The following is a 26279-nucleotide window of genomic DNA, read 5'->3' as shown; positions in this document are numbered from 1 at the left end:
AACTCCGGCACCGAACCGACTTCACGAAGGGGCCCACTATGCCTGCCCGCATCGAGCTCGCCCGCGTCGATCTACGCGGACGAACTCCATCCACTGCCGAACTACGCGGCGCACTTCCCCGAGGCGGAGTGGATGTCGATTCGGTGCTGCATCAGGTTCGCCCCGTCGTCGATGCCGTCCGCGAACGCGGCACCGAGGCCGCACTCGAGTTCAGTGAGAAGTTCGACGGCGTCCGACCGGGCCGCGTTCGCGTCCCGCAGGAAGAACTGGTCAAGGCCCTCGCAGAGCTCGACTCCGATGTTCGCGCGGCCCTCGAGGTCGCCATCGAACGGACCCGCCTGGTGCACTCGGATCAGCGCAGAACCGACCACACCACCCAGGTGGTACCCGGCGGCACCGTGACCGAACGCTGGATCCCCGTCGATCGCGTCGGCCTGTACGTGCCCGGCGGCAACGCTGTGTACCCGTCGTCGGTCGTGATGAACGTGGTGCCCGCGCAGATCGCCGGCGTCGGATCTCTGGTGGTGGCGTCGCCGCCGCAGAAGAACTTCGGCGGACTGCCGCACCCGACGATCTTGGCTGCGGCGCAGCTGCTCGGCGTCGACGAGGTCTGGGCGGTCGGCGGTGGCCAGGGTGTCGCGCTGCTCACCTACGGAGGCGTCGACACCGACGGCGGCGAGTTGGCACCGGTCGATCTGATCACCGGTCCGGGCAACATCTACGTCACGGCGGCCAAGCGGCTGTGTCGCTCGCTCATCGGAATCGACTCCGAGGCAGGACCGACCGAGATCGCGATTCTCGCCGACGCCACCGCGGACCCGATTCACGTGGCGGCGGACCTCATCAGCCAGGCCGAACACGACGTCATGGCGGCCAGTGTGTTGGTCACCGACAGCATCGACCTGGCCGATGCCGTGGACCAGGCCGTCAACGCACAGATGGCATCCACCCGGCATGCAGAGCGCGTGGCCACCGCACTGAACGGAAGCCAGTCCGGCATCGTGCTGGTCGACGACGTCACTCAGGGATTGGCCGTGGTCAACGCCTACGCCGCCGAGCATCTCGAGATTCAGACGAAGGACGCGTCCGACGTCGCATCCCGGGTGCGCAGCGCCGGTGCCGTGTTCGTGGGAGCATGGTCGCCGGTGAGCCTCGGTGACTACTGCGCCGGCTCCAACCACGTACTTCCGACGGCGGGATGCGCACGCCACTCGTCCGGCCTGAGTGTGCAGACGTTCCTGCGCGGCATCCATGTGGTGGACTACAGCGAAGCCGCGCTGAAAGATGTTGCGGCGCACGTCATTGCGCTGGCCAACGCGGAGGATCTCCCGGCTCACGGAGAAGCGGTGCGGCTGCGGTTCGAAGGGCTGCGTACCGGTGATCCATCATGACCGATGCTCTGGGACAAGCGGTCTCGCTGGACGACCTCCCGCTGCGTGAGGCACTGATCGGCAAGTCACCGTACGGTGCGCCGCAGCTCACCGTGCCGGTTCAGTTGAACACCAACGAGAATCCGCACCCGCCGACGCAAGCGTTGATCGACGATGTGGCGGACTCCGTTCGGCTCGCCGCCGGGCAGCTGCACCGCTACCCGGATCGCGATGCCGACGAATTGCGGGCCGACCTCGCTCGCTACCTCACCGAGCAGACCGGCTTCGCTGTCGAAACCGCCAACGTGTGGGCGGCCAACGGGTCCAACGAAATTCTGCAGCAGTTGCTGCAGGCGTTCGGGGGACCGGATCGCACCGCGCTGGGCTTCGTGCCGTCGTACTCGATGCACCCGATCATCTCCTCCGGGACGCAGACCGAATGGATTCCGGCGAAGCGTCGGGCAGATTTCTCTCTCGACGTCGACTACGCAGTGCAGGCGATCGAGGAACGAAAGCCCGACGTCGTGTTCGTCACCAGCCCCAACAATCCGACGGGCCACAGCATCGACGAGGCGGATCTGCGCCGAATCCTCGACGCCGCACCGGGAATCGTGGTGGTTGACGAGGCGTACGCGGAATTCTCCTCTGCGCCCAGCGCGATCGGGTTGATCGAGAGCTACCCCAGCAAGATCGTGGTCAGCCGAACCATGAGCAAGGCGTTCGCGTTCGCCGGCGGTCGGTTGGGATATCTGGTGGCCGCCCCGGCCGTCGTCGACGCAATGCTGTTGGTGCGCTTGCCCTATCACCTCTCGGTCGTCACGCAGGCAGCTGCGCGGGCGGCGCTACGGCACGCCTCGGACACACTCGGGAGCGTGGCCGAACTCTCCGCCGAACGAGATCGTGTGGCAGCGGCGCTCGGCCACCAGGGGTACGACGTGGTGCCGTCCGACGCCAACTTCCTGCTCTTCGGCCGGTTCTCCGATGCGGCCGCGACCTGGCAGCGGTACCTGGACGACGGCGTGCTCATCCGGGACGTCGGAATTCCCGGGTATCTTCGCGTCACCATCGGACTGGCGCACGAGAACGACCGATTCCTCACCGTCAGCGCAGCACTCGCATCGACCGAAACAGCAGAGGCACCGAAGTGACAACACCCGCTCCCCGCATCGCCAAGATCGAGCGCACCACCAAGGAATCCGACATCTCGGTCGAGCTGAACCTCGACGGGACCGGCATCGTCGACATCTCCACCGGCGTTCCGTTCTACGACCACATGCTCACCGCGCTCGGCACCCATGCTCGTTTCGACCTGACGGTGCGCGCGAAGGGCGACATCGAGATCGAGGCGCACCACACCGTCGAGGACACCGCGATCGTGCTCGGGCAAGCTCTCGGCCAGGCCCTCGGCGACAAGGCGGGCATCACTCGGTTCGGCGACTCGTTCATTCCGATGGACGAAACGCTCGTGCACGCGGCTGTCGATGTGTCCGGTCGTCCGTACTGCGTACACACCGGTGAGCCCGACTACATGGTGCACTCGGTGATCGGCGGCTACCCCGGTGTTCCGTACTCCACCGTGATCAACAAGCACGTGTTCGAGACGCTGGCCTCGAACGCTCGGATCGCACTGCACGTCCGGGTGATCTACGGCCGCGATCAGCACCACATCACCGAAGCCGAGTTCAAGGCCGTGGCTCGGGCACTGCGTCAGGCCACCGAGTACGACCCTCGCGTGACCGGTGTGCTGTCCACCAAGGGAAGTCTGTGATCGGTCGATCGGCGCTCGTGCGTTGAGTGGCCTGAGCTCCATCCGCGGTCTTCCGGCCGCGATGGCCATGGGCGCGGCCTCCTTCGGCGGGTGGGGGTTGCTGCTCCCGGTGGTTCCCCTCGCGGTGTCCCAGTCGGGGGCATCGGACGCGGTGGCCGCGGCCAGTACCGCGATCTTCATGGCCACGACGGTGATCACTCAGCTGTTCGTGCCGGGCATGCTGATGCGAGTCGGCCACCGCGCGGTTCTGGCCGCCGGGTGTCTGCTTCTCGGGCTGCCTGCACTGCTGTTCATCGTCTCCGTCGAGGCCGTACCGGCGCTGGCGGTGTCGGCCCTGCGGGGCACCGGTTTCGGAATGTTGACCGTCGCCGGTGCCGCCATCGTCGCCGAGCTCGCTCCGACAGCGCTGCTCGGCCGGGCGACGGGCGCGCAGGGCATCGCCGTCGCCTTGGCTCAGATGGTCACGCTGCCATTGGGTCTGGTGATTTTCGCCGCGAGTCCTACTGCCGTGTTCGTACTCGGTGCTCTGGTGCCCGCAGCAGGCCTGATCGGCGTGGCGCTGTTACCGCCGACCCGGCCCGCGCCGCAGCCGCCGAGGATCGAGCGGGTTCGCCTCGACGTTCGTCAATTTCTGGTGCCGTGTCTCGTCGTGGCCTCGGTGTCCGCGGCCTACGGGGGAATCACCAGTCTGCTGCCCATCGCCGAATCGAACCGAGCCGCGATGATCGGACTCGCCTTGGCCGTCGTCAGTGCCTCGATGCTCGTCGGGCGTTACGCCGCGGGGTCGGTGGCGGACCGCATCGGAATCGGACGCTCTGTGCTTCCGGCGCTGGTGTCGGCGGCGATCGGCATCGCCCTGTTCGCGATCGCTGCGCTCGGCAACATGCCCGCGGCGCTGTTCTTCGTCTCAGCCGTCCTGTTCGGAATCGGGTACGGCGCATGCCAGAACGACAGCCTCGTGATGGCGTTCGACGCAGCCGGACCCGCCCGCTACAGCAGCGCGAGCGCCGTCTGGAACATCAGCTTCGACGCGGGCACCGGGGCGGGCGCACTCGCCCTCGGTGTCCTCGCGACAAGTGTGGGGTACACCGCGGGATTCACCGCAGCCGCTGCCACGGTGGTCGTCGTCGCGGCGGTGGCGCTCATCGCGAGACCACGCCCCGATAGACTTCGCGCATGACTTCTGTGGTGTTGCTCGATTACGGCTCGGGCAATCTGCACTCGGCGAAGAGGGCTCTGGCCCGGGTCGGTGCCGATGTGACCGTGACCTCGGACTTCGACGAGGCCCTGAATGCAGAAGCGCTGGTCGTTCCCGGTGTCGGTGCGTTCGCCGCCTGCATGGAAGGTCTGCTGGCGGTGAAGGGCGATCGCATCATCGGGCGTCGTCTCGCCGGTGGGCGTCCCGTGCTCGGCATCTGTGTCGGAATGCAGATCCTGTTCGACCGCGGCGTCGAATTCGGTGTCGAAGCCAACGGGTGCGGGGAGTGGCCGGGAACGGTCGAGCGCCTGCAGGCCGAGGTGCTGCCGCACATGGGCTGGAACACAGTCGAGGCACCGGAGAAGAGCGTGCTGTTCGACGGCATCGATCCCGAGACCCGGTTCTATTTCGTCCACTCCTACGCTGCCCAGCAGTGGGAGCTCGAACCCAGCGACACCATCGCTGCGCCGTTGCTCACGTGGGCCGATCACGGCGGCCGATTCCTCGCTGCCGTGGAGAACGGCGCTCTCTCGGCCACTCAGTTCCACCCGGAGAAGTCCGGTGACGCCGGGGCTGCGCTGCTGGAGAACTGGGTCCGATCGGTGTGAGCGACCGCGAGTTCTCACTCGGGCGCTTGGCCTTTCGCGCACTCGGTTCGGCTGTGATCGTGCTCGCCCTTGCGACGGCACTGATCGCTGTGCTGCAGCCGAGTGCCGGGGTGGGTCTGGTCATCGCGTTGGCCGGTGTGGTCGGCGCGATCGCGGCCATGGGTGTGGTGTCCACGCGCATGACGCGCAAGGAACTCCGGTAGGACGACAGACGACCCGTTTTGAGTTCACAGCCGCTCGGCCCGTAGCATAACCGCACGTGAGCCTGGTCTTATTGCCTGCTGTCGATGTCGCAGGCGGCGAAGCTGTCCGTCTCGTTCAAGGAGAAGCAGGAAGCGAAACGAAGTACGGGTCGCCTCGCGACGCTGCACTCGCGTGGCAGAACGACGGCGCCGAGTGGGTCCATCTCGTGGATCTCGACGCCGCGTTCGGACGCGGATCCAACCGCGAGCTGCTGGCGTCCGTCGTCGGCGAGCTCGACGTCAAGGTGGAGCTGTCCGGCGGAATTCGTGACGACGAGTCGCTGCGCGCGGCGCTGGCGACCGGTTGCGCGCGAGTCAATCTCGGCACCGCGGCCCTCGAAGATCCGCAGTGGTGCTCCCGCGCGATCGGCGAGTTCGGCGATCGCGTTGCCGTCGGTCTGGACGTGCTGATCGTCGACGGAGCACCGCGGTTGCGCGGTCGCGGCTGGGTGAGCGACGGCGGCGACCTGTGGGAGGTTCTCGAGCGGCTCGAACGCGACGGGTGCTCACGCTACGTCGTCACCGACGTCACCAAGGACGGCACGTTGACCGGGCCCAACCTGGAACTGCTCGCCGAGGTGTGTGCCAAGACCGACAAGCCGGTCATCGCATCGGGCGGCGTGTCCACGATCGCGGACCTGGAAGCGATTGCCGGACTGGTCGACCGCGGCGTGGAGGGTTCCATCGTCGGAAAGGCGCTGTACGCCGGACGTTTCACGCTCCCGGACGCCCTCGCTGCGGTGTCGCGGTAACACAGGGATGACCCTTCCCGAGGAACCGACTCGTCTGCTCGAGATCGCCGGTGGTCTGCTCGACGGCATCCACGATCGGTTCGTCGCCGGCGTCGGCGCGCCGAGCGCAGTGCAGAAGGGCCCCGACGACTTCGCCACTGCGGTGGATCTGGAACTCGAGCGGCGGCTCGGTGCGGAATTGCTCGAGGCCACCGGAATTGCCGTTCACGGTGAGGAGTTCGGCGGACCGGATCTGAATTCGGGACTCGTCTGGGTGCTGGACCCGATCGACGGCACCTTCAACTACTCGTCGGGATTGCCTTCGGCCGGAACGTTGTTGGCGTTGCTCGACGATGGAGAACCGGTCCTCGGACTCACCTGGCTGCCGTTGGTGGATCAGCGTTTCGCCGCTGTGGCGGGCGGCCCCCTGATGCTCAACGGTGTCGCGCTTCCGGCACTGCAGCCGAAAGTGCTGCGCGAATCCATGATCGGGTTCGGTGCGTTCAATGTCGCCAGCCGCGGTTCGCTGCCGGGTCGGTTCCGGTTCCGCATCCTCGAAGAGTTGTCGATGCATTCCTCGCGATTGCGGATGCACGGTGCCACCGGGGTCGATCTGGCCTACACGGCCAGTGGAGTACTCGGCGGCGCGGTCGTATTCGGTCACCGGGCCTGGGACAATGCAGCCGGTGCGCTGCTGGTGCGCGCGGCTGGCGGAATCGTCACCGACCTCGCGGGCGAACCCTGGACGGTCGACTCGGCGTCGGTCCTCGCAGCCGGACCGGGAGTGCACGAACAATTGCTGAAGGTGATCACCGAACTCGGTGATCCCGTCGACTATCTGGAAGGACCGGTGCGATGAGCGTCGCGGTCAGAGTGATTCCGTGCCTGGACGTCGACGCCGGACGTGTCGTCAAGGGAGTGAACTTCGAAAACCTCCGTGACGCAGGCGATCCCGTGGAGCTCGCGGCCGCCTATGACGCGCAGGGTGCCGACGAACTGACCTTCCTCGACGTCACCGCGTCGACGTCGGACAGAGGCACGATGCTCGACGTCGTCAGCCGCACCGCCGAGCAGGTGTTCATCCCGCTCACCGTCGGCGGGGGAGTGCGCACCGTCGCCGACGTGGATCGACTGCTGCGAGCCGGGGCGGACAAGGTCAGTGTCAACACCGCTGCGATCGCCCGGCCGGAGTTGCTGCGTGAGCTCAGCGAACGGTTCGGCTCACAGTGCATCGTGCTCTCGGTCGACGCCCGAACCGTCCCCCAGGGGCAGCAGGACACCCCGTCGGGCTGGGAGGTCACCACGCACGGCGGCAAACGTGGCACCGGCATCGACGCCGTCGAATGGGCGGTACGTGGTGCAGAACTGGGCGTCGGAGAGATTCTGCTCAATTCGATGGACGCCGACGGAACGAAGGCCGGATTCGATCTGCCGATGATCGCCGCCGTCCGGTCCGCGGTACATGTGCCGGTGATCGCCAGCGGCGGAGCAGGCGTGGTGGAACACTTTTCGCCGGCCGTGCACGCCGGAGCGGACGCGGTGCTTGCCGCGAGCGTGTTCCATTTCGGCGATCTCACCATCGGCCAGGTCAAAGATGCGATGCGCGCCGAGCACATCGTCGTTCGATAGCGAAGAGGATTTCCGATGACACTCGATCCCACGCTGTCCGCGCGGCTCAAGCGCAACGAGGCCGGGCTGTTCAGCGCTGTCGTGCAGGAACGGTCGACCGGTCAGGTACTCATGGTGGCGTGGATGGACGACGAGGCACTCGCTCGAACCCTCGAAACCCGCAAGGGCACTTACTATTCCAGGTCCAGGCAGCAGTACTGGGTCAAGGGTGAGACGTCGGGTCACACGCAGTACGTGCACGAGGTTCGGCTCGACTGCGACGGTGACACCGTGCTCCTGATCGTCGATCAGGTCGGCGCGGCGTGCCACACCGGCACACATACCTGCTTCGATGCCGACGTTCTGTTGGGCCCCGACACTCAGGCGTGACCGGTTCCCGCTGCAATTCCCTTGTCCAACTGCGCCAGCAGAGTCGAACTCAGGGTCGCGAGCTGCTCGACCTCCGCGTCGGACAGACCCTCGAACACCAGCGACTGCACCGTGCCGACGTGCCCGGGCGCCGCTTCCACCACCTTGGCCATGCCTGCGTCGGTCAGTACCGCATAGGAACCGCGGCTGCCCGGGATGCTCTCGCGCTTGACCCACCCGGCCTTCTCGAGCTTCGTCACCACGTGTGACAGGCGCGAGAGCGAGGCGTTCGCGTACTCGGCCAGATCGCGGAGTTGGATCCGTCGCTGTGGATTCTCGCTGACCGTGGCGAGGACGAAGTAGTCGAAGTGGGTCAGTTGCGAATCGCGCTGCAACTGCGCGTCCAACGCTGCCGGCAACCGAGTGACCAGAGCGACGAGTGATCGCCAGGCCTCCTGCTGACTCTCGGTGAGCCAACGGGGATCCACCGTGTGTTGCGGTGTCGCCGACGTATCCATCGCGGGGAACCTCTCGATCAAGTTGGTTGTTGCCTGCACATGATGCCTCGAGGTTCCCCCCACCCGAGGCATCGCGTCGGACGGTGCTCTAGGTGCGATGTGCCCGCAGGTACTCGAGAGCCTTGTCCGCATGCGCTTCGAACCGTACTTCGCTGGAGAAGGTCTCGAGAACCTTCCGGTCGGTGCCGATGACGAACGTCGCGCGCTTGACCGGGGAGAGTTTGGCCAGCAGGCCGCGCTTGACTCCGAATGCGGTGGCGACGGTGCCGTCTTCGTCGGAGAGCAGCGGGTAGTCGAAGGATTTCGAGGCGGCGAACTCTGCCTGCTTGGCGACGGCATCGGCACTGATTCCGACACGGGTTGCTCCGACCTCGGCGAACTCCGATGCCAGGTCCCGGAAGTGGCACGCCTCGGCGGTGCACCCGGGGGTGAATGCAGCGGGGTAGAAGAACAGCACTATCGGACCGTTCGCCAGCAATTCGGTCAGTGTTCGGGTCTCTCCGGTCTGGTCCGGCAGGGAAAAATCGGGAACGAGCTCGCCTGGTTTCATGCTCGGCAGGTTACCGCGAGCGACGACCCTGCTGCCGGAGCGGAGCCTGCGGAGTGACCGTTGGGTCCGGAGCGGAGCCTGCGGAGTGACCCGTTGTGCCGCACCTGGGAGGATGGAGCAATGCACGGCGAGACGACCACCGACCCCAGCCCCACTCCCGACACCGAGAACTCGGACTCGACCACCTCGCGTGAGGTGTTCCGGCATCTCGCCGCAGAGCACCGCGTGGTGCCCGTGACGCGAAAGGTGCTCGCCGACTCCGAGACTCCTCTGTCGGCGTACCGCAAGCTCGGTGCCGACCGACCCGGAACCTTCTTGCTCGAGTCCGCACAGAACGGCAGTTCGTGGTCCAGGTGGTCGTTCATCGGTGCAGGTGCTCCGGCATCGCTCACGGTCATCGACGGTGAGGCCGCGTGGCGTGGCAACGTCCCCGCCGGGGTGCCGAGCGGCGGCGATCCTCTCGAAGTGCTGGCGCGGACATTGGAGCTGCTGCACTCGGAGCGGCTGCCGGGTCTGCCCCCGTTGACCGGTGGCATGGTGGGTTACCTCGGATACGACTCGGTGCGGCGCATCGAGAAACTGCCCGAGCACGCGCAGGACGACCTCGGTGTTCCGGAGATGGTCATGCTGCTCGCCACCGATCTCGCGGCCGTCGACCATCACGAAGGCGCGATCACCCTGATCGCGAACGCCGTGAACTGGAACGGCACCGACGATCACGTCGACGAGGCGTACGACGACGCAGTGCGCCGTCTCGATCGCATGTGTGCGGACCTGTCGAAGCCCGCTGCCTCCACCGTCTCCACCGTGTCCAGGCCTGCGCCGCAGTTCCGCCGGCAGCGCACGTCCGAGGGGTTCGGTGCCGACGTCGCTCGCCTGGTCGAGGAGATCGAAGCAGGTGAGGCGTTCCAGGTGGTGCTCTCCCAGCGTTTCGAGATGGACACCGATGCGTCGCCTCTCGACGTCTACCGAATGCTGCGGGCCTCCAATCCCAGCCCGTACATGTATCTGATGCACGTACCGGGCGAGAACGACGAGACGGCGTTCTCCATCGTCGGATCGAGCCCCGAGGCATTGGTGACGGTGGTCGACGGTCTGGCCACCACACATCCGATCGCGGGTACGCGTTGGCGCGGCACGTCCGAGGAAGAGGACGTGCTGCTCGAGAAGGATCTGCTCGCCGACGAGAAGGAGAACGCCGAGCACCTGATGCTCGTCGATCTGGGCCGCAACGATCTCGGGCGTGTCTGCGCTCCCGGCACCGTGCGCGTGAGCGACTACCGCCACATCGAGCGATACAGCCACGTCATGCATCTGGTGTCGACGGTCACCGGACGGTTGGCCGAGGGCAAGCGTGCCCTCGACGCGGTCAAGGCCTGCTTCCCGGCAGGCACCCTGTCCGGGGCACCGAAGGTGCGCGCGATGGAACTGATCGACGAGCTGGAGCCGACGCGACGCGGCATCTACGGCGGCATCGTCGGCTACCTCGACTTCGCGGGAGACGCCGACACTGCCATCTCGATTCGCACCGCCCTGATCAAGGACGGCACTGCATACGTTCAGGCCGGGGCAGGCGTCGTGGCCGACTCGGTTGCCGAATACGAGGACGACGAGGCGCGGAACAAGGCGATGGCGGTGCTGGGAGCCGTCGCCGCAGCGGAATCGCTCCGTGAGGTCGGTGGCCGATGAGCGAGCGATCCGGTCGCCGCGGGTCGGCCGCTCTCCCCGTCGCCCTTCTCGTGGTTGCAGCGGCGTGCCTGTGGGGCGCGTCGAGAATGACCTGGGTCCGGGTGACGTCGTTCGACGGACTCGGCGAGAGCCGGACCGACGAGCTTCTCGGCAGCACCTGGGCTGCCGCCACGACGCCGCTCGCGCTGGTGCTGGTGGCCGCGATCGCCGCGTCGTTCGCCGTGCGGGGGTGGGCCTCTCGGGTGCTGGCCCTGTTGATCGCCGTTGTGGCCGTGGCGGCTGCGATTCCGGCAGTTCGATTGCTCACCGCCGGGGCGTCGGATTCGGAGTCCGCGGCGCTCGCGGAGCTTCCGGCACGCGCCCAGGTCTCGATGACGGACGTCTCGGTTCTGCCGGCGATCGTCACCCTCGTCGGTGCCGTCTGCGCCTTCGCTGCTGCCGTGGTGTCGATTCGGAAAACGTTTGCCACGCAGGTACTCTCGTCCAAGTACGACGCCCCGGCGGTGCGTCGCGACGAGGTCGCTCGGCGCGCGCGCACCACGGCATCCGGTGCCGGCGTGCAGGACGAGGGAGAGGACCTCACCGAACGCATGATGTGGGACGCGCTCGACGCCGGTGAAGACCCTACCGACGAGTCCGGTACCCGGCGTTCGTCGGATTGAAACGGACCTCTACGCTAGGTCCGACCCCGATGAGATTCCTCACATCGGACGTCGACGCTCAGAAAGGACTGGGGGCACCATGACTGTTCTCGACTCGATTCTCGACGGTGTACGAGCCGACGTGGCCGCGCGCGAATCGGTGGTCGATTTCGCCGCCGTGAAAGCAGCAGCGAAAGCAGCCCCGGCCCCCCTCGACGCGGCAGCCGCCCTCCGTGAGGACGGTATCGGCGTCATCGCCGAAGTGAAGCGGGCGAGCCCGTCCAAGGGCGCGTTGGCAGACATCGGTGATCCAGCTGTTCTCGCTCGCGCATACGAGCAGGGCGGCGCTCGCATCATCAGCGTCCTCACCGAAGAGCGTCGCTTTCACGGATCTCTGGCAGACCTCGACGCGGTTCGTGCCGCCGTCTCGATTCCTGTGCTGCGCAAGGACTTCATCGTCGGTCCGTATCAGATCCACGAGGCTCGGGCGCACGGTGCCGACGTCATCCTGCTGATCGTCGCGGCTCTCGAACAGGACGCGTTGACGTCGTTGCTCGATCGCACCGAGTCGCTGGGTATGACGGCGCTGGTCGAGGTGCACACCGAGGCCGAGGCGGATCGCGCCCTCGAGGCCGGTGCCAGCGTCATCGGCATCAACGCCCGCAATCTGAAGACGCTCGAGATCGATCGTGACAGCTTCGGCCGTATCGCGCCCGGGTTGCCCAGCGAGATCATTCGTATCGCGGAGTCCGGGGTGCGGGGCACTGCAGATCTGCTCGCCTACGCCGGTGCCGGTGCCGACGCGGTACTCGTCGGCGAGGGCTTGGTCACCGCAGGGGATCCGCGCACGGCCGTCTCGGACCTGGTGACGGCGGGAACGCATCCGTCGTGCCCCAAGCCCGCACGCTGACCCGGCACCCGACCCGAGCGCGGCGGCGGTCCGCCGTTGGGGCACACTGGACCGGTGAGCACCAGCAATTCTTCTTCCATCACGGACGCCCCGCAGGCAGTCCGTTTCAAGGGCGCTGATCTGCCGCAGAGCAGCATCGGCCTCACCGATCGCAGCGCGCACGAGCCCGATGTGGGCGGCCATTTCGGTGTCTACGGCGGCAGATTCGTGCCCGAGGCGCTGATGGGTGTGATCGAGGAAGTCACCGCCGAGTACGAGAAGGTGCGCAGCGACAACGAGTTCCTCGGTGAACTCGACCGACTGCAGCGCGATTACACCGGTCGCCCCTCGCCGGTCTTCGAGGCGACACGGTTGTCCGAGCACGCAGGCGGCGCTCGAATCCTTCTCAAGCGAGAAGACCTCAACCACACCGGTTCTCACAAGATCAACAACGTTCTCGGCCAGGTACTCCTGGCCAAGCGCATGGGCAAGACACGGATCATCGCCGAGACCGGTGCAGGCCAGCACGGAGTGGCCACCGCCACGGCGTGCGCGCTCCTCGGACTCGACTGTGTCGTGTACATGGGCGAGGTCGACACCGAACGGCAGGCACTCAACGTCGCTCGGATGCGTCTGCTCGGGTCCAGTGTCGTGGCCGTCAAGTCGGGATCGCGCACCCTCAAGGACGCCATCAACGAGGCGCTGCGCGACTGGGTCACCAACGCGGACAACACCTACTACTGCTTCGGCACCGTCGCCGGGCCGCACCCCTTCCCGGTCATGGTGCGCGATTTCCAGCGCATCATCGGCCTCGAAGCGCGGCAGCAGGTCCTCGCGTCCACGGGCCGGCTGCCCGACGCCATCGCTGCCTGCGTCGGCGGTGGCTCCAACGCGATCGGCATCTTCCACGCCTTCATCGACGACGCGGATGTTCGACTGATCGGCTTCGAGGCGGCGGGTGACGGCGTCGAGACCGGCCGCCACGCTGCGACGATCAGCGGTGGAACTCCGGGAGCCCTGCACGGTGCGTACTCCTACCTGCTGCAGGACGAGGACGGTCAGACCGTCGAATCTCATTCCATCTCAGCGGGATTGGACTACCCGGGCGTCGGTCCGGAGCATTCCTACCTGCACGACATCGGGCGTGCCGAGTACCGCGGCATCACCGATACCGAAGCCATGAACGCCTTCAAGCTGCTGTGCCGAACCGAAGGCATCATCCCGGCCATCGAGTCCTCGCACGCCATCGCCGGCGCGCTCACCCTCGGCAAGGAGTTGGGCAAGGACGCGATCATCCTGGTGAACCTCTCCGGACGTGGAGACAAGGACGTCGACACCGCGGCCGAATGGTTCGGTCTGATCGACGGAGACGGCGAAGCGAACGTGGACGACGAAGCAGGTATCAAGCCATGAGCAACAACGACTCTCGCCTCTCCGGGACCTTCGCGCAGTGCCGTGCCGAAGGGCGCGCAGCACTCGTCGGGTACCTCCCGGCAGGTTTTCCGACGGTGCCGCGGTCGGTCGAGGTGTTCAAGACGATGGTCGACGCTGGATGCGACATCGTCGAGGTCGGCATTCCGTATTCCGATCCGGTGATGGACGGCCCCACGATCCAGGCCGCGGCTGATGTGGCGCTGCGAGCCGGGGCCCGGGTCAAGGACGTCTTCGCCGTCACCGAGCAGGTCGCTGCTGCGGGCGGAAAAGCGGTCGTCATGACTTACTGGAACCTGGTGCTCAAGTACGGCATCGAGAACTTCGCCCGGGATCTCGCAAATGCGGGTGGGCTCGGAATCATCACCCCGGATCTCATTCCCGACGAAGCGCAGGAATGGATCGAGGTCTCGAACCGCTACGAACTCGACCGAATCTTCCTCGTCGCCCCGTCGTCCACCGAGGAGCGGCTCGTCAGCACCGTCGAAGCCAGTAGCGGCTTCGTCTACGCGGCCTCGACGATGGGTGTCACCGGTGCCCGCGACGCGGTGTCCTCGATGGCACCTGCACTCTCGGCCCGGATCCGTCAACACTCCGACATTCCCATCGGCGTGGGGCTCGGGGTCCGCTCGGGTTCGCAGGCCGCCGAGATCGCCCGCTACGCCGACGCCGTGATCGTCGGTTCGGCACTGGTCAGTGCCGTCGACAAGGGACTCGACGCCGTGCGCGACCTGACGACGGAACTCGCCGAGGGTGTCCGTTCCGCTAACGTAGCGTCGTGACTTCGACCGCGATCCTGGCCTACATTCCCAGTCCGCCGCAGGGGGTGTGGCACGTCGGACCGCTGGCTCTGCGGGCCTACGCCCTGTTCATCATCATCGGCATCATCGTTGCCGTGGTGTGGGGTGATCGACGCTGGGTGGCCCGAGGTGGAACCAAGGGCACAGTCCTCGACGTCGCGGTCTGGGCGGTCCCGTTCGGCCTGCTGGGCGGGCGGCTGTACCACGTGGCAACCGACTGGAAGACGTACTTCGGTCCCGGCGGAAACCCGATCGAAGCGCTGTACGTGTGGAACGGCGGTCTCGGAATCTGGGGAGCAGTGTTCCTCGGCGGCGTCGGTGCCTGGATCGCCTGCCGTCGACGCGGAATCCCGTTGCCCGCGTTCGGTGACGCCGTCGGTCCACCGATTCTGCTGGCCCAGGCGATCGGCCGCATCGGCAACTACTTCAACCAGGAACTGTACGGTCGCGCCACCACCCAGCCGTGGGGTCTGGAGATCTACGAACGGGTCGACGCCAACGGACGGCTCGATCCACTCAACGGGATCTCGACCGGTTTCGTGGAAAAAGTGGTGCATCCGACGTTCCTGTACGAACTGTTGTGGAGCGTCGCGGTCGTCGTGCTTCTGGTTCTCGTCGACCGCAAGTACACGATCGGCCACGGTCGATTGTTCGCGCTGTACGTGGCCGGATACTGCGCCGGACGGTTCTGGGTGGAACTGATGCGCAACGACTTCGCCACGACGATCGCCGGCATACGCATCAACACCTTCACCTCCGCCATCATCTTCGTTCTGGCGATCGCGTACTTCGTGATCGCCACCAAAGGCCGTGAGGAACCGGCGACGCTGAGGTCGAACGACGACGAGGATCGCGAGGTTGCTCCCGAGGACACCTCCTCGGATGCGGAAGGCTCGCGCCCGACGCCGGCCGACGACACCACGGCCGACGACACCACGGCCGCAGGCACCGTCGACGCGCAGCCCGTTCGGGCAACCGACAAGAAAGCCGAGGAAGAAGGCAGTACCCGTGGTTGATTTCGACAAGACCCCTGATCCGGAATCGGGTTCCGGCACCGCCGATTCGAGCGACAGCGTGACGAAGCCGACCGCGTCGTTCGGCACGCCGTTCGACTACGACGCCACCGCCGAAGCGTCGCTCTCGGAGGCACCCGGTACCTCGGAGTCCGCGCCCTCACACGGCCCGACCGGCCCCACGGGTCCGGGGTGGGACACGTACTCGGGTATCGGAAACGGACCGGGTTGGTCCAGCACGCCGAGCTACCCGGCACCGAGCCCCGACGGCAGTACCGATAATCCTCTCGGTGGGTTTCCGGCACCTCCCGGCTACCCGCAACAGGAGTACGGCCAGCAGGGCTATTCGCAGCCGAACTACGGACAGCAGGGCTACCCGCAGCAGGGTTACGGCCAACAGCAGGGGTACGGCCAACAGGGCTTCGGGCAACAGCAGGGTTACGGCCAGCAGGGGTACGGCCAGCAGGGCTTCGGGCAACAGCAGGGGTACGGCCAGCAGTACGGCTACGGCCCGCAGGGTTACGGGATACCCCCTGGCTACCAGGGTGGACCCGCGTTCGGTGTAGGCCCCGACGCGCCGTACGGGCGTGATCCGATGACCGGCGAGGCGCTGTCGGACAAGTCCAAGATCGTCGGCGGCCTGCTGCAGATATTTCTCGGCTGGTTGGGTGTCGGTCGTTTCTACCTCGGCAGTATCGGGATCGGCGTCGCACAGCTGTTGGTGTTCTTCTTGGGGGTGCTGCTCATCGCAGCGTTCGGCCTCGGACTGGTCGTGTTGTTCGGGCTGTTCGTCTGGCATCTCGTCGACGGCGTTCTGATACTGGTGGGCAATGTGAAGGATCCTCAGGGGCGAAAGCTGAGAGACTGATGCCCTCGCTGATACTGCATCGGACGTAAGGGAGCTCGACATGGGTGAATCGGGTACACCGTCTTCGGACGGATCCTCGGGCGATGGATCCACTCCGTCGGAGCCGACCATCTCGTTCGAAAAAGGCACTCCCGCAGAGTCGGGTCCCGTCTACGGGGTTCCCGACCCGAACTACAGCACGCCGAACTACAGCACTCCCGACGTCGACGAGCAGGGCCGGTTCGGACCTCCGCCCGGAGCGGGTTACCCACCGCCATCCGAAGGGTCCGGCCAGTACGGTGCGCCGCCGCCGCCGTATGCGGGCGGGCAGTACGGCGCTCCCCAATACGGCGGCCCTCAGTACGGCGCTCCCCAATACGGTGGTCCCCAGTTCCCAGGCGGGCCCGGATACATGGATCCGATGGCTCCGTACGGTCGGCACCCGGTCACCGGGGAGCCGTTCTCCGACAAGCAGAAGCTGACGGCAGGTCTGCTCGGCATCCTGTTGGGCGCGTTCGGTGCAGGGCGTTTCTATCTGAATCAGCCGGGCATCGCGGTGGCGCAGATAGCCGTCACGTGGCTCACCTGCGGTATCGGCGGAATCTGGCCGTTGATCGACGGCATCATGATGCTCACCGGCAGCGTGCGTGATGAGCACGGTCGACCGTTGCGCGACTGACGATCACATTCGTCACAGCTGTCATTCGCGATTGCATCGTTGCGAATGACAGCTGCTACGATTTCGCCATCCGGGAGAGATCTCGGATTCTTTCGCGGGCCAGAGCTGTCCCGGTGAATTCCCGATAGGCAGTTCAATTCGGCTCATCCGACCGTTTCGGTCGACTCGAGCCGACCAGCCGGCGGGGTTGCCGAGACTTCCGATGCAGGGTCGAAGACACTGCACCGCTTGCACGCACCCCACCGGCCTACGTGGAGGTGATCGTGGTGCTGTTTTCTCGGATGCCTGCGGAGCAAGGTCTGTACGACCCGAGCTCGGAGAAGGATTCCTGTGGCGTGGCGATGATCGCCGACATCGCGGGTCGCCGCTCCCACGCGATCGTCGCCGACGGCGTTCTGGCACTGGAGAACCTGGAGCATCGCGGAGCTGCCGGTGCCGAGCCCAACAGTGGTGACGGCGCGGGCATTCTGATCCAGCTGCCGGTCGAACTCCTCGCCTCCCTCGCGCCGTTCGATCTGCCCGCGGCCGGAGCCGACGGCGACAACACGTTCGCGGCCGGAGTGTGTTTTCTGCCGCAGGGCATCCGTGAGCGCGCGATCGCCGTCGAGCGCGTCGAAAGCGTTGCGGCCAAAGAGGGTCTGGACATCCTGGGCTGGGTTCCGGTCGAGGTCGATCCCGATCGAGCCGATGTGGGCCTCACCGCCCTCGGCTGCATGCCCTACATGAGCTACCTCTACGTCACCGCCCCCGAGGTCGACGGCACGCGTCCCGCCGGTCTCGCGCTCGACCGTCTCGTCTACGGATTGCGCAAGCGTTCCGAGCGGGTCACCCCCGAGATCGAGGCCGAGGGGTCGGGGCTGTTCTTTCCGTCGCTGTCCTCGCGCACCATCGTCTACAAGGGCATGCTCACCACGATGCAGCTGCCGCTGTACTTTCCGGAACTTCGTAACCCTTTGTGCACGAGCGCCATTGCCATCGTGCACAGTCGCTTCTCGACCAACACCTTCCCGTCGTGGCCGCTGGCGCACCCGCATCGCTACGTCGCGCACAACGGCGAGATCAACACCGTCAAGGGCAACCGAAACAGGATGCGGGCTCGCGAAGCGTTGCTGTCGAGCGACCTGATCCCCGGGGACCTGGAGCGTTTGTTCCCGATCTGCAACCCCGATGCCTCGGACTCGGTGTCCCTGGACGAGGTGCTCGAACTACTGCACCTCGGCGGACGCAGCGTGCCGCACGTGGTGATGATGATGGTGCCCGAGCCGTGGGAGAACCACCGCACGATGGATCCGCGAGTGCGAGCGTTCTACCAGTTCCACTCGTCGATGATGGAGGCCTGGGACGGTCCGGCCTGCGTGACGTTCACCGACGGCAGCTATGTCGGAGCCGTGCTGGATCGCAACGGCCTTCGCCCCGGCCGCTGGTGGCAGACGGCGGACGGTCGCGTGATCCTCGCCAGTGAGGCAGGCGTGCTCGACGTGCCCCAATCCGAGGTCGTCGCCAAAGGTCGCCTCGAGCCCGGCAAGATGTTCCTGATCGACACTGTCGCCGGACGTCTCGTGCCGGACGAGGAGATCAAACTCCAACTGGCAACCGAACATCCGTACCAGGAGTGGCTGCACGCGGGCCTGCTCGAGATCAAGAGCCTGCCCGAGCGCGCTCACATCCAGTACAACCACGACTCGGTGGTGCGCAGGCAGGTCGCTTTCGGCTACACCGAGGAAGACCTCCGCGTCGTACTGACGCCGATGGCCGCATCCGGAGGCGAGCCGCTCGGTTCGATGGGTACCGATACCCCGGGCGCAGTGATGTCGCAGCGATCGCGCCAGCTCTACGACTACTTCATCGAACTGTTTGCGCAGGTCACCAACCCGCCGCTCGACTCGATCCGCGAGGAGATCGTGACCTCGCTCGCGCGGGTGATGGGTCCGGAGCAGAACCTGCTCGAGCCCACTGCGGCGTCGTGCAGGCAGATCGTGTTGCCGTGGCCGGTGCTCGACAACGACGAGCTCAACAAGATCATTCATATCAACGACGACGGCGACCATCCGGGACTGTCGGCCACGGTGTTGCGTGGGCTGTACGAGGTCGAGCGCGGCGGCGAAGGTCTCGCCGAGGCCATCGAGGAGTTGCGTGCCCGGGCATCGGAGGCGATCGCTGCGGGGTACACCACGCTGATCATCTCCGATCGCGATTCGGACCACACCCGCGCCCCGATCCCGTCCCTGCTGGCCACCTCGGCGGTGCACCATCACCTGGTTCGCACCAAGGAGCGCACCAAGATCGCGCTCGTCGTCGAATCCGGTGACGCGCGCGAGGTGCACCATCTGGCGCTGCTCATCGGCTTCGGTGCCGCAGCGGTCAACCCGTATCTGGCGATGGAGTCGATCGAGGATCTGGTCGGCGAAGGCGAACTCACCGGAGTCGAACCGACGATCGCGGTCCGGAATTACCTGTACGGGCTCGGCAAGGGCGTACTCAAGGTGATGTCGAAGATGGGCATCTCGACCGTCGGGTCCTACACCGGCGCACAGGTTTTCGAGGCCGTCGGTCTCGATCGCGAGGTGGTGCGCGAGTACTTCAAGGGCACGGTCAGCAAGCTCGGCGGCGTCGGTCTCGACGTGCTCGCCGAGGAGGTCAAGCTGCGCCATCGTCGGGCGTACCCCGAGAATCCGACCGATCGCGTCCATCGCCGGTTGGAGATCGGCGGTGAATACCAGTTCCGGCGCGAAGGCGAGCTGCACCTGTTCACCCCCGAGACGGTGTTCCTGCTGCAGCACGCAACGCGTACCGGTCGATACGACGTGTTCCAGAAGTACACCGACGAGGTGGACCGGCTCGCTCGCGAAGGCGGTGCGCTGCGCGGTCTGTTCGAGTTCAAGGACGGTGTCAGGCCGCCGGTTCCGCTCGACGAGGTGGAATCGGTCGAGTCGATCGTCACGCGGTTCAACACCGGCGCGATGAGCTATGGATCCATCTCCGCCGAGGCGCACGAGACGATGGCCGTCGCGATGAACAATCTGGGCGGACGGTCCAACTCGGGGGAGGGCGGCGAGGACGTCGACCGGCTCTACGACCCGACGCGACGCAGTGCAGTCAAGCAGGTAGCCAGTGGTCGGTTCGGTGTCACCAGCGACTATCTGGTCAACGCGACGGACATTCAGATCAAGATGGCGCAGGGTGCCAAGCCGGGCGAGGGTGGCCAGCTGCCCGGTTACAAGGTGTACCCGTGGGTGGCCAAGACCCGACACTCGACGCCGGGTGTCGGCCTCATCTCGCCGCCCCCGCACCATGACATCTATTCGATCGAGGATCTCGCGCAGCTGATCCACGATCTCAAGAACGCCAACGAGAAGGCGCGCGTGCACGTCAAACTCGTCAGTTCCGTCGGCGTCGGCACGGTGGCGACGGGCGTGAGCAAGGCCCACGCCGATGTCGTCCTGATCTCCGGATACGACGGCGGAACCGGTGCTGCGCCGTTGACCTCGCTCAAGCATGCAGGCGCTCCATGGGAGATCGGCCTTGCCGACGCCCAGCAGACATTGGTGCTCAACGGCTTGCGTGATCGCATCACCGTGCAGTGCGACGGCGGCATGCGCACCGGACGCGACGTCATCGTCGCGGCGCTGCTCGGTGCGGAGGAATTCGGGTTCTCGACGGCCCCGCTGATCGTGGCCGGGTGCATCATGATGCGCGTCTGCCACCTCGACACCTGCCCGGTCGGTGTCGCGACGCAGAACCCGGAGCTGCGCAAGCGGTTCACCGGCAAACCCGAGTTCCTCGAGGACTTCTTCAAGTTCATCGCCGAGGACGTGCGAAAGTACCTCGCGCAGCTCGGTTTCCGGAGCATCGACGAGGCCGTCGGTCACGCCGATGTGCTCGAGACGGCAGCGGGAGTGGCGCACTGGAAGAGCAAGGGACTCGATCTCGCACCGATCTTCGCGATGCCCGTCGACCGACACGGTGCCCCGATGACGCAGCGTCGACGCCTCCGCGCGCAGGACCACGGTCTCGATCTCGCGTTGGACCGCACTCTGATCCAGTTGGCCGAGGGAGCGCTGGAGGACGCGCATCCGGTGAAGCTCGAGCTGCCGGTACGCAACGTCAATCGCACCGTCGGAACTCTGCTGGGGTCCGAGGTCACCCGGCGTTACGGCGCGGTCGGGTTGCCGGACGACACCATTCGCATCGCGTTCACCGGATCGGCCGGTCAGTCTCTCGGGGCCTTCCTGCCGCCGGGCATCACCATCGACCTGGTCGGTGATGCGAACGACTATGTCGGCAAGGGATTGTCGGGCGGCCGAATAGTCGTGCGTCCCGCCGAGGATGCGCCGTTCGTCGCAGAGGACAACGTGATCGCAGGAAACACGATTCTCTACGGTGCCACCTCGGGCGAGGTGTACCTGCGCGGTAAGGCAGGGGAGCGGTTCGCGGTCCGTAACTCGGGAGCGATCGCGGTGAACGAGGGCGTGGGCGACCACGCGTTCGAGTACATGACCGGCGGTCGTGTCGTGGTGCTCGGGCCCACCGGTCGCAACATGGCTGCGGGTATGTCCGGCGGTATCGCGTTCGTCCTCGGTCTCGATCCGGCGGACGTGAACATGGCGATGGTCGAACTGCAGGTGCCCAACCCGGACGATCTGGTGTGGCTGCGCGAGACCGTCGAGAATCACCGACGGTGGACCGGTTCCACCGTCGCGACCTCGTTGCTGGCCGACTGGCCCCGCCGGTCTGCGCTGTTCACCAAGGTCATGCCCGTCGACTACCAGCGGGTGCTGGAAGCGACAAGAATGGCGCGCGCCGAAGGGCGCGACGTCGATGCTGCGATCATGGAGGCTGCACGTGGCTGATCCACAGGGATTTCTGAAAGTCGTCAAGCGTGAGGCTGCCAAGCGTCCGATCGGCGAGCGCGTCAAGGACTGGAACGAGGTGTACTCGCACCAGCCGGCGAGCGAGCGTGCCGCCGAGGTCTCCGATCAGGCTCGTCGCTGCATGGACTGCGGTATTCCGTTCTGCCACTCGGGAACTGCGGGCTGCCCGCTGGGAAATCTGATTCCCGAGTGGAACGACCTGGTGCGTCGCGGCCGCTGGGATGCGGCCAGCGACCGACTGCATGCGACCAACAACTTTCCGGAGTTCACCGGGCGGGTCTGCCCGGCCCCGTGTGAATCGGCGTGTGTGCTCTCGATCTCCGAGGCGGCCACCGGCGGAAGCGTGACGATCAAGCGGGTCGAGCAGACCATCGCAGACCTGGCCTGGGAAGACGGCAGCATCGTTCCGCAGCCGCCGACGATCACCACCGGCAAGCGGGTCGCCGTCGTCGGCTCGGGCCCTGCGGGATTGGCTGCGGCGCAACAGCTCACGCGCGCCGGGCACGACGTCACCGTGTACGAGCGTGACGATCGTCTCGGCGGACTGCTCCGCTACGGCATCCCCGAGTTCAAGCTCGAGAAGTCCGTGCTCGATCAGCGCCTCATGCAGATGCGGGCCGAGGGAACGCACTTCGTCACCGACTGCGAGGTCGGGATCGACTTCACCGTCGAGCAACTGCGCGAATCCTTCGACGCAGTCGTTCTCGCGATCGGAGCTCTGCGGGCCCGTGACAATGCCGAGGTCATCGGTCGCGAGCTCGACGGTATCCACCTGGCCATGGAGCATCTGGTGCCGTCGAACAGGGAATGCGAGGGCGACGGTCCCACCTCCATCTCCGCAGCGGACAAGCACGTGGTCATCATCGGTGGCGGTGACACCGGAGCCGACTGCCTGGGTACGGCCCACCGCCAAGGTGCCGCTTCGGTCACTCAGCTCGACTACAACCCGGCTCTGCCCGGGGCTCGCGACGACAGTCTCTCGCCGTGGCCGTCGTGGCCGCTGGTGCTGCGCACCTCGCCCGCGCACGCCGAGGGTGGCGTCGTGCGTCATCAGGTCGCGGTTCAGCGATTCCTCGGTGACGAGCGCGGGCACGTTCGTGCGATGGTGCTCGCCGAGGTGGAGGTGCAACGCGACGCGGACGGTCGACGCATCGTCACGCCCATCGGGGAGGAGATCGAATTGCCCTGTGATCTGGCGTTGTTCGCCATCGGTTTCGAGGGCGTCGAGCACGGTCCGCTGCTCGACGAATACGGCCTGACGCTGACCAAGCGGGGCGCGCTCTCGTGTGGTCCCGACTGGCAGACCACGGCACCCGGCGTGTTCGTGTGCGGGGATGCGCATCGCGGTGCTTCGTTGGTCGTGTGGGCGATCGCGGAGGGTCGATCGGCGGCCCATGGAGTCGATGCTTTCCTCACCGGACACTCGGAATTGCCGTCGCCGGTACACCCGACCGCACTGCCGCTGGCGGTCGTGTGACCCCCGTCTCTGAACCGGTACAGGCCATCCCAGCAGCGGGGTAGCGTGGCTACCGATCGGTAGTATTGAAGTGGATGCGTCTTCGATAGAGAACGGGGCGTCCAGCGGCTAGGCTCGCTTTCGTGAGCCGACGTACTAAGATTGTCTGCACCCTTGGACCTGCAACCGCAACCACAGAGCGCATCCGTGAACTCGTCGAGAGTGGAATGGATGTCGCACGACTGAACTTCAGCCATGGTGATCACCCCGATCATCAGGCCAACTACGAGAGGGTTCGCGCAGCATCGGACGCCACCGGCAAAGCCGTGGGCATTCTGGCCGACCTGCAGGGACCGAAGATTCGTCTCGGGCGTTTCGCCGAGGGCTCGACCACCTGGGCGGCCGGCGAGCTGATCCGCATCACCGTCGAAGAGTGCGAGGGCACTCACGACCGGGTGTCGACCACGTACAAGGAGCTGGCCCAGGACGCCAAGGAAGGCGACCGTCTGCTCGTCGACGACGGCAAGGTCGGCCTCGTGGTCACCGGCGTCGAAGGCAACGACGTGCTGTGCCGTGTCACCGAAGGTGGACCGGTCAGCAACAACAAGGGTGTGTCCCTGCCGGGCATGGACGTGTCCGTTCCCGCCATGAGCGAGAAGGACATCGCCGACCTCGAGTTCGCCCTCGCTCTGGGATGCGACTTCATCGCACTGTCGTTCGTGCGTTCCCCCGCGGACGTCGAACTCGTCCACGCCGTCATGGACCGCGTCGGCCGCCGAGTTCCGGTCATCGCCAAGCTCGAGAAGCCCGAAGCCGTGGACAACCTCGAAGCCATCGTGCTCGCGTTCGATGCGATCATGGTCGCCCGCGGTGACCTCGGCGTCGAGTTGCCCCTCGAGCAGGTGCCGCTGGTGCAGAAGCGTGCCATCCAGATCGCCCGCGCCAACGCCAAGCCCGTCATCGTCGCGACCCAGATGCTCGAATCGATGATCGAGAACTCCCGCCCGACGCGCGCCGAAGCGTCCGACGTCGCCAATGCCGTGCTCGACGGCACCGACGCGGTCATGCTCTCCGGTGAGACCTCGGTCGGTAAGTACGTCATGGAAACTGTGCGGACCATGGCCCGCATCGTCGAGACGGTCGAGACCGAGGGCGACAGTGTTCCTCCGCTGACGCACGTCCCGCGCACCAAGCGTGGCGTCATCTCCTACGCCGCCCGTGACATCGGTGAGCGCTTGGACGCAAAGGCACTCGTGGCGTTCACCCAGTCGGGAGACACCGTTCGACGGTTGGCTCGTCTGCACACCAAGCTTCCGTTGCTCGCCTTCACCTCCATCTCCGAGGTCCGCAGCCAGTTGTCGCTGAGCTGGGGCACCGAGACGTTCCTGGTCCCGGATGTGGGTTCCACGGACGCGATGGTCAAGGAAGTGGACCGGGCGCTGCTCGAGCTGGGTCGATACAGCAAGGGCGATCAGGTCGTGATCGTGGCCGGTGCCCCTCCCGGCACAGTAGGCTCGACCAACTTGATCCATGTGCACCGAATCGGAGAAGAGGACCGGTAAGTGGTCGAAGCGGGGGGAACCGGCGTCAGCGAAAGCGCGCCGAGCAGTACGGCAGTACGCAAGACCGATCTCGAGACGCTCCTCGATCTCCTCGCACTGGAGGAGATCGAGGAGGACGTGTTCGTCGGCGTTCACCCCGAGCAGGTGGGCAGCCGTACGTTCGGGGGACAACTGGTCGCTCAGGGCCTGATCGCGGCGGGTCGCACCGTCTCCGGTACCTCGCGAGACGTGCACGCGATCAACGCCCATTTCATCCGCGGTGGTGACGTCAAGAAGCCCATCGAATACCGGGTCTCGCGCCAGCGCGACGGACGCGCTTTCGCCAACCGGCAGGTCACCGCAGTTCAGGACGGCAACGAGCTGTTCGTCATGCTCGCTGCCTTCCAGGATTTCGGTACAGGACTCGAACACAGTGTCGAGGTGCCCGAGGTTCCGTACCCCGACGCACTACCACCGCTCGGCGATCACTTCGTCGGGTACGAGGATCGACTGCAGATGTTCGTCGACGCCCTCAAACCGATCGACATGCGCTATGCGAACGATCCGGCGTGGATCATGCACGGCACCGGCGAGAAGCTCAACCACAATCGCGTGTGGATGAAGGCCGACGGGGATCTGCCCGACGCCTCGATCTTCCACGCCGCAACCATGGGCTACGCGTCGGACACCACGGTGCTCGACTCGATCATCACCACCCACGGTCTCTCGTGGGGACTCGATCGCATCGTGGCGGCGACGGTCAACCATTCCATCTGGTTCCATCGCCCGTTCCGATTCGACGAGTGGGCGCTCTACGCCACCGAATCACCGGTCGCTGCAGGGTCCCGTGGCCTGGCCACCGGACGGTTCTTCTCGATGGACGGCCAATTGCTGGCCACCGTCGTGCAGGAAGGTCTCATTCGCCACTTCCCGAAGCGGGTCCGAGCCTGAGTGCATCCGACCACGCGTGCGTCTTCGCATCCAGGTTCAGTGAGGCGTGCGCCGGGCTGGTCGACGGTAATCGAGTGAATTCGACGTGGGGGAGCGGCAGTTTCGTCGCGACGTACCGTCGGTAGCTCTCGGCTGCTTTGGCTCCGTTGAAGAACACCCTGACGATGCCGGGATGCTCGGCGAACAACTCGTTGAAATCGTTTGTCTCGATGGTGGATTCGATGATCGCCGAGTCCAGACTTCCCTCGCGAGTGCACAACTTCAGCACGTCCCACACCGCGACGCCATGGCTGCGCAGGCGCTCGGTGCGCGCGTCGTAGTGGAGTTCGGGGCCGGCATCGAACACCGTTCCCATGATCGGCCAGAACGCATTTCGTGGATGGGCGTAGTACTGCTGCGCGGCCAGCGAGGCGACGCCGGGCATGGACCCCAGGATCAGGATGATTGCGCCCGGTCCGACGATCGGCTCGAAACTGTGCACCACGGTCATTGCGTGATTACAGCAAATC

General features: G+C 66.0%; 24 protein-coding genes and 1 pseudogene. 22 read left to right on the top strand and 3 right to left on the bottom strand.

The features are described from left to right. Nucleotides 1-38: 38 nt before the first annotated feature. The 10 genes from hisD to hisI all read left to right on the top strand — a co-directional run bounded on the left by hisD (nucleotide 39) and on the right by hisI (nucleotide 7915). Nucleotides 39-1391 carry a histidinol dehydrogenase gene (gene hisD, locus CH271_RS25555; protein WP_094635638.1) on the top strand — a complete coding sequence of 451 codons (1353 nt, stop codon included), beginning with the start codon at nucleotides 39-41 and terminating at the stop codon, nucleotides 1389-1391. Continuing rightward, on the top strand, nucleotides 1388-2518 hold the full coding sequence (locus CH271_RS25550; RefSeq protein WP_094635412.1) for a histidinol-phosphate transaminase: 1131 nt from the start codon (nucleotides 1388-1390) through the stop codon (nucleotides 2516-2518). The genes hisD and CH271_RS25550 overlap by 4 nt, the downstream gene beginning before the upstream one ends. Then, a complete protein-coding gene (gene hisB, locus CH271_RS25545) occupies nucleotides 2515-3138 on the top strand; it encodes an imidazoleglycerol-phosphate dehydratase HisB (RefSeq protein WP_032394340.1) in 624 nt (207 codons plus the stop codon). Before CH271_RS25550 ends, hisB begins: the two co-directional genes overlap by 4 nt. A 61-nt stretch (nucleotides 3139-3199) precedes the next feature. Continuing rightward, on the top strand, nucleotides 3200-4318 hold the full coding sequence (locus CH271_RS25540; RefSeq protein ID WP_094635637.1) for an MFS transporter: 1119 nt from the start codon (nucleotides 3200-3202) through the stop codon (nucleotides 4316-4318). Then, on the top strand, nucleotides 4315-4944 hold the full coding sequence (gene hisH, locus CH271_RS25535; protein WP_037192708.1) for an imidazole glycerol phosphate synthase subunit HisH: 630 nt from the start codon (nucleotides 4315-4317) through the stop codon (nucleotides 4942-4944). The genes CH271_RS25540 and hisH overlap by 4 nt, the downstream gene beginning before the upstream one ends. Next, a complete protein-coding gene (locus tag CH271_RS25530) occupies nucleotides 4941-5147 on the top strand; it encodes a hypothetical protein (RefSeq protein WP_037192707.1) in 207 nt (68 codons plus the stop codon). Before hisH ends, CH271_RS25530 begins: the two co-directional genes overlap by 4 nt. Before the next feature lie 56 nt (nucleotides 5148-5203). Continuing rightward, a complete protein-coding gene (gene priA, locus CH271_RS25525; RefSeq protein ID WP_094635411.1) occupies nucleotides 5204-5938 on the top strand; it encodes a bifunctional 1-(5-phosphoribosyl)-5-((5-phosphoribosylamino)methylideneamino)imidazole-4-carboxamide isomerase/phosphoribosylanthranilate isomerase PriA in 735 nt (244 codons plus the stop codon). Nucleotides 5939-5945: 7 nt separating this feature from the next. Next, entirely contained in the window at nucleotides 5946-6776 is an 831-nt protein-coding gene (locus CH271_RS25520; protein WP_037192705.1) for an inositol monophosphatase family protein, read from the top strand. Then, nucleotides 6773-7546, top strand: a complete 774-nt coding sequence (gene hisF / locus CH271_RS25515; protein ID WP_037192703.1) for an imidazole glycerol phosphate synthase subunit HisF — start codon at nucleotides 6773-6775, stop codon at nucleotides 7544-7546. Before CH271_RS25520 ends, hisF begins: the two co-directional genes overlap by 4 nt. Nucleotides 7547-7561: 15 nt before the next feature. Further along, the gene (hisI, locus tag CH271_RS25510; RefSeq protein ID WP_037192701.1) at nucleotides 7562-7915 is read left to right on the top strand and encodes a phosphoribosyl-AMP cyclohydrolase; all 354 of its coding nucleotides are present in this window, start codon (nucleotides 7562-7564) and stop codon (nucleotides 7913-7915) included. Here the strand turns inward: hisI and CH271_RS25505 are convergent. Continuing rightward, complete coding sequence (locus tag CH271_RS25505) at nucleotides 7906-8412, bottom strand: MarR family winged helix-turn-helix transcriptional regulator (RefSeq protein WP_037192699.1); 507 nt, start codon at nucleotides 8410-8412, stop codon at nucleotides 7906-7908. The two genes, hisI and CH271_RS25505, sit on opposite strands and share 10 nt — an antisense overlap. An 88-nt stretch (nucleotides 8413-8500) precedes the next feature. Then, complete coding sequence (locus CH271_RS25500; protein ID WP_037192697.1) at nucleotides 8501-8962, bottom strand: peroxiredoxin; 462 nt, start codon at nucleotides 8960-8962, stop codon at nucleotides 8501-8503. A 120-nt stretch (nucleotides 8963-9082) separates the two neighbouring features. Between CH271_RS25500 and CH271_RS25495 the strand changes: the two genes are divergently transcribed. The 12 genes and pseudogenes from CH271_RS25495 (at nucleotide 9083) to CH271_RS25440 (ending at nucleotide 25770) form a co-directional block, all read left to right on the top strand. Then, nucleotides 9083-10651, top strand: coding sequence for an anthranilate synthase component I (locus CH271_RS25495; RefSeq protein WP_037192694.1), 1569 nt, complete (start codon nucleotides 9083-9085; stop codon nucleotides 10649-10651). After that, nucleotides 10648-11313 carry a TIGR02234 family membrane protein gene (locus CH271_RS25490; RefSeq protein WP_094635410.1) on the top strand — a complete coding sequence of 222 codons (666 nt, stop codon included), beginning with the start codon at nucleotides 10648-10650 and terminating at the stop codon, nucleotides 11311-11313. Before CH271_RS25495 ends, CH271_RS25490 begins: the two co-directional genes overlap by 4 nt. A 79-nt stretch (nucleotides 11314-11392) precedes the next feature. After that, on the top strand, nucleotides 11393-12202 hold the full coding sequence (trpC, locus tag CH271_RS25485) for an indole-3-glycerol phosphate synthase TrpC (RefSeq protein ID WP_037192691.1): 810 nt from the start codon (nucleotides 11393-11395) through the stop codon (nucleotides 12200-12202). A 120-nt stretch (nucleotides 12203-12322) separates the two neighbouring features. Beyond that, nucleotides 12323-13594 carry a tryptophan synthase subunit beta gene (gene trpB, locus CH271_RS25480; RefSeq protein ID WP_052047895.1) on the top strand — a complete coding sequence of 424 codons (1272 nt, stop codon included), beginning with the start codon at nucleotides 12323-12325 and terminating at the stop codon, nucleotides 13592-13594. Beyond that, on the top strand, nucleotides 13591-14394 hold the full coding sequence (gene trpA / locus CH271_RS25475) for a tryptophan synthase subunit alpha (protein ID WP_094635409.1): 804 nt from the start codon (nucleotides 13591-13593) through the stop codon (nucleotides 14392-14394). The genes trpB and trpA overlap by 4 nt, the downstream gene beginning before the upstream one ends. Then, on the top strand, nucleotides 14391-15428 hold the full coding sequence (lgt, locus tag CH271_RS25470; RefSeq protein WP_094635408.1) for a prolipoprotein diacylglyceryl transferase: 1038 nt from the start codon (nucleotides 14391-14393) through the stop codon (nucleotides 15426-15428). The genes trpA and lgt overlap by 4 nt, the downstream gene beginning before the upstream one ends. Beyond that, nucleotides 15421-16293: a TM2 domain-containing protein gene (locus CH271_RS25465; RefSeq protein ID WP_094635407.1), complete on the top strand. Its 873-nt coding sequence runs from the start codon at nucleotides 15421-15423 to the stop codon at nucleotides 16291-16293. The genes lgt and CH271_RS25465 overlap by 8 nt, the downstream gene beginning before the upstream one ends. A gap of 43 nt (nucleotides 16294-16336) precedes the next feature. Next, nucleotides 16337-16951, top strand: a pseudogene (locus CH271_RS29675) (TM2 domain-containing protein); the annotation flags it as partial. Between the two features lie 266 nt (nucleotides 16952-17217). Then, complete coding sequence (gene gltB, locus CH271_RS25455) at nucleotides 17218-21801, top strand: glutamate synthase large subunit (protein ID WP_094635636.1); 4584 nt, start codon at nucleotides 17218-17220, stop codon at nucleotides 21799-21801. Continuing rightward, nucleotides 21794-23299, top strand: a complete 1506-nt coding sequence (locus CH271_RS25450) for a glutamate synthase subunit beta (protein ID WP_094635406.1) — start codon at nucleotides 21794-21796, stop codon at nucleotides 23297-23299. Before gltB ends, CH271_RS25450 begins: the two co-directional genes overlap by 8 nt. A 122-nt stretch (nucleotides 23300-23421) precedes the next feature. Then, entirely contained in the window at nucleotides 23422-24840 is a 1419-nt protein-coding gene (pyk, locus tag CH271_RS25445) for a pyruvate kinase (protein WP_082323730.1), read from the top strand. A 96-nt stretch (nucleotides 24841-24936) separates the two neighbouring features. Then, nucleotides 24937-25770: an acyl-CoA thioesterase gene (locus CH271_RS25440; protein ID WP_230596361.1), complete on the top strand. Its 834-nt coding sequence runs from the start codon at nucleotides 24937-24939 to the stop codon at nucleotides 25768-25770. On the opposite strand, the gene CH271_RS25435 is transcribed toward CH271_RS25440, so the two are convergent. Further along, nucleotides 25736-26260, bottom strand: coding sequence for a DNA-deoxyinosine glycosylase (locus tag CH271_RS25435; RefSeq protein WP_094635405.1), 525 nt, complete (start codon nucleotides 26258-26260; stop codon nucleotides 25736-25738). The genes CH271_RS25440 and CH271_RS25435 overlap by 35 nt on opposite strands. Between the last annotated feature and the right edge of the window lie 19 nt (nucleotides 26261-26279).

This window comes from Rhodococcus sp. 05-340-2, assembly GCF_002258915.1.
Classification (GTDB): domain Bacteria; phylum Actinomycetota; class Actinomycetes; order Mycobacteriales; family Mycobacteriaceae; genus Rhodococcoides.
This window is presented reverse-complemented; position numbering and strand designations above follow the sequence as displayed.

Bases quoted from the DNA above. Each gene is read 5' to 3' on its own strand.
- hisH (WP_037192708.1), top strand. From the start codon at position 4,315: ATGACTTCTGTGGTGTTGCTCGATTACGGCTCGGGCAATCTGCACTCG.
- CH271_RS25500 (WP_037192697.1), bottom strand. From the start codon at position 8,962: ATGAAACCAGGCGAGCTCGTTCCCGATTTTTCCCTGCCGGACCAGACC.
- CH271_RS25505 (WP_037192699.1), bottom strand. From the start codon at position 8,412: ATGGATACGTCGGCGACACCGCAACACACGGTGGATCCCCGTTGGCTC.
- trpA (WP_094635409.1), top strand. From the start codon at position 13,591: ATGAGCAACAACGACTCTCGCCTCTCCGGGACCTTCGCGCAGTGCCGT.
- hisF (WP_037192703.1), top strand. From the start codon at position 6,773: ATGAGCGTCGCGGTCAGAGTGATTCCGTGCCTGGACGTCGACGCCGGA.
- CH271_RS25520 (WP_037192705.1), top strand. From the start codon at position 5,946: ATGACCCTTCCCGAGGAACCGACTCGTCTGCTCGAGATCGCCGGTGGT.
- hisI (WP_037192701.1), top strand. From the start codon at position 7,562: ATGACACTCGATCCCACGCTGTCCGCGCGGCTCAAGCGCAACGAGGCC.
- trpC (WP_037192691.1), top strand. From the start codon at position 11,393: ATGACTGTTCTCGACTCGATTCTCGACGGTGTACGAGCCGACGTGGCC.
- CH271_RS25490 (WP_094635410.1), top strand. From the start codon at position 10,648: ATGAGCGAGCGATCCGGTCGCCGCGGGTCGGCCGCTCTCCCCGTCGCC.
- CH271_RS25435 (WP_094635405.1), bottom strand. From the start codon at position 26,260: ATGACCGTGGTGCACAGTTTCGAGCCGATCGTCGGACCGGGCGCAATC.
- hisD (WP_094635638.1), top strand. From the start codon at position 39: ATGCCTGCCCGCATCGAGCTCGCCCGCGTCGATCTACGCGGACGAACT.
- CH271_RS25540 (WP_094635637.1), top strand. From the start codon at position 3,200: ATGGCCATGGGCGCGGCCTCCTTCGGCGGGTGGGGGTTGCTGCTCCCG.
- CH271_RS25550 (WP_094635412.1), top strand. From the start codon at position 1,388: ATGACCGATGCTCTGGGACAAGCGGTCTCGCTGGACGACCTCCCGCTG.
- CH271_RS25495 (WP_037192694.1), top strand. From the start codon at position 9,083: ATGCACGGCGAGACGACCACCGACCCCAGCCCCACTCCCGACACCGAG.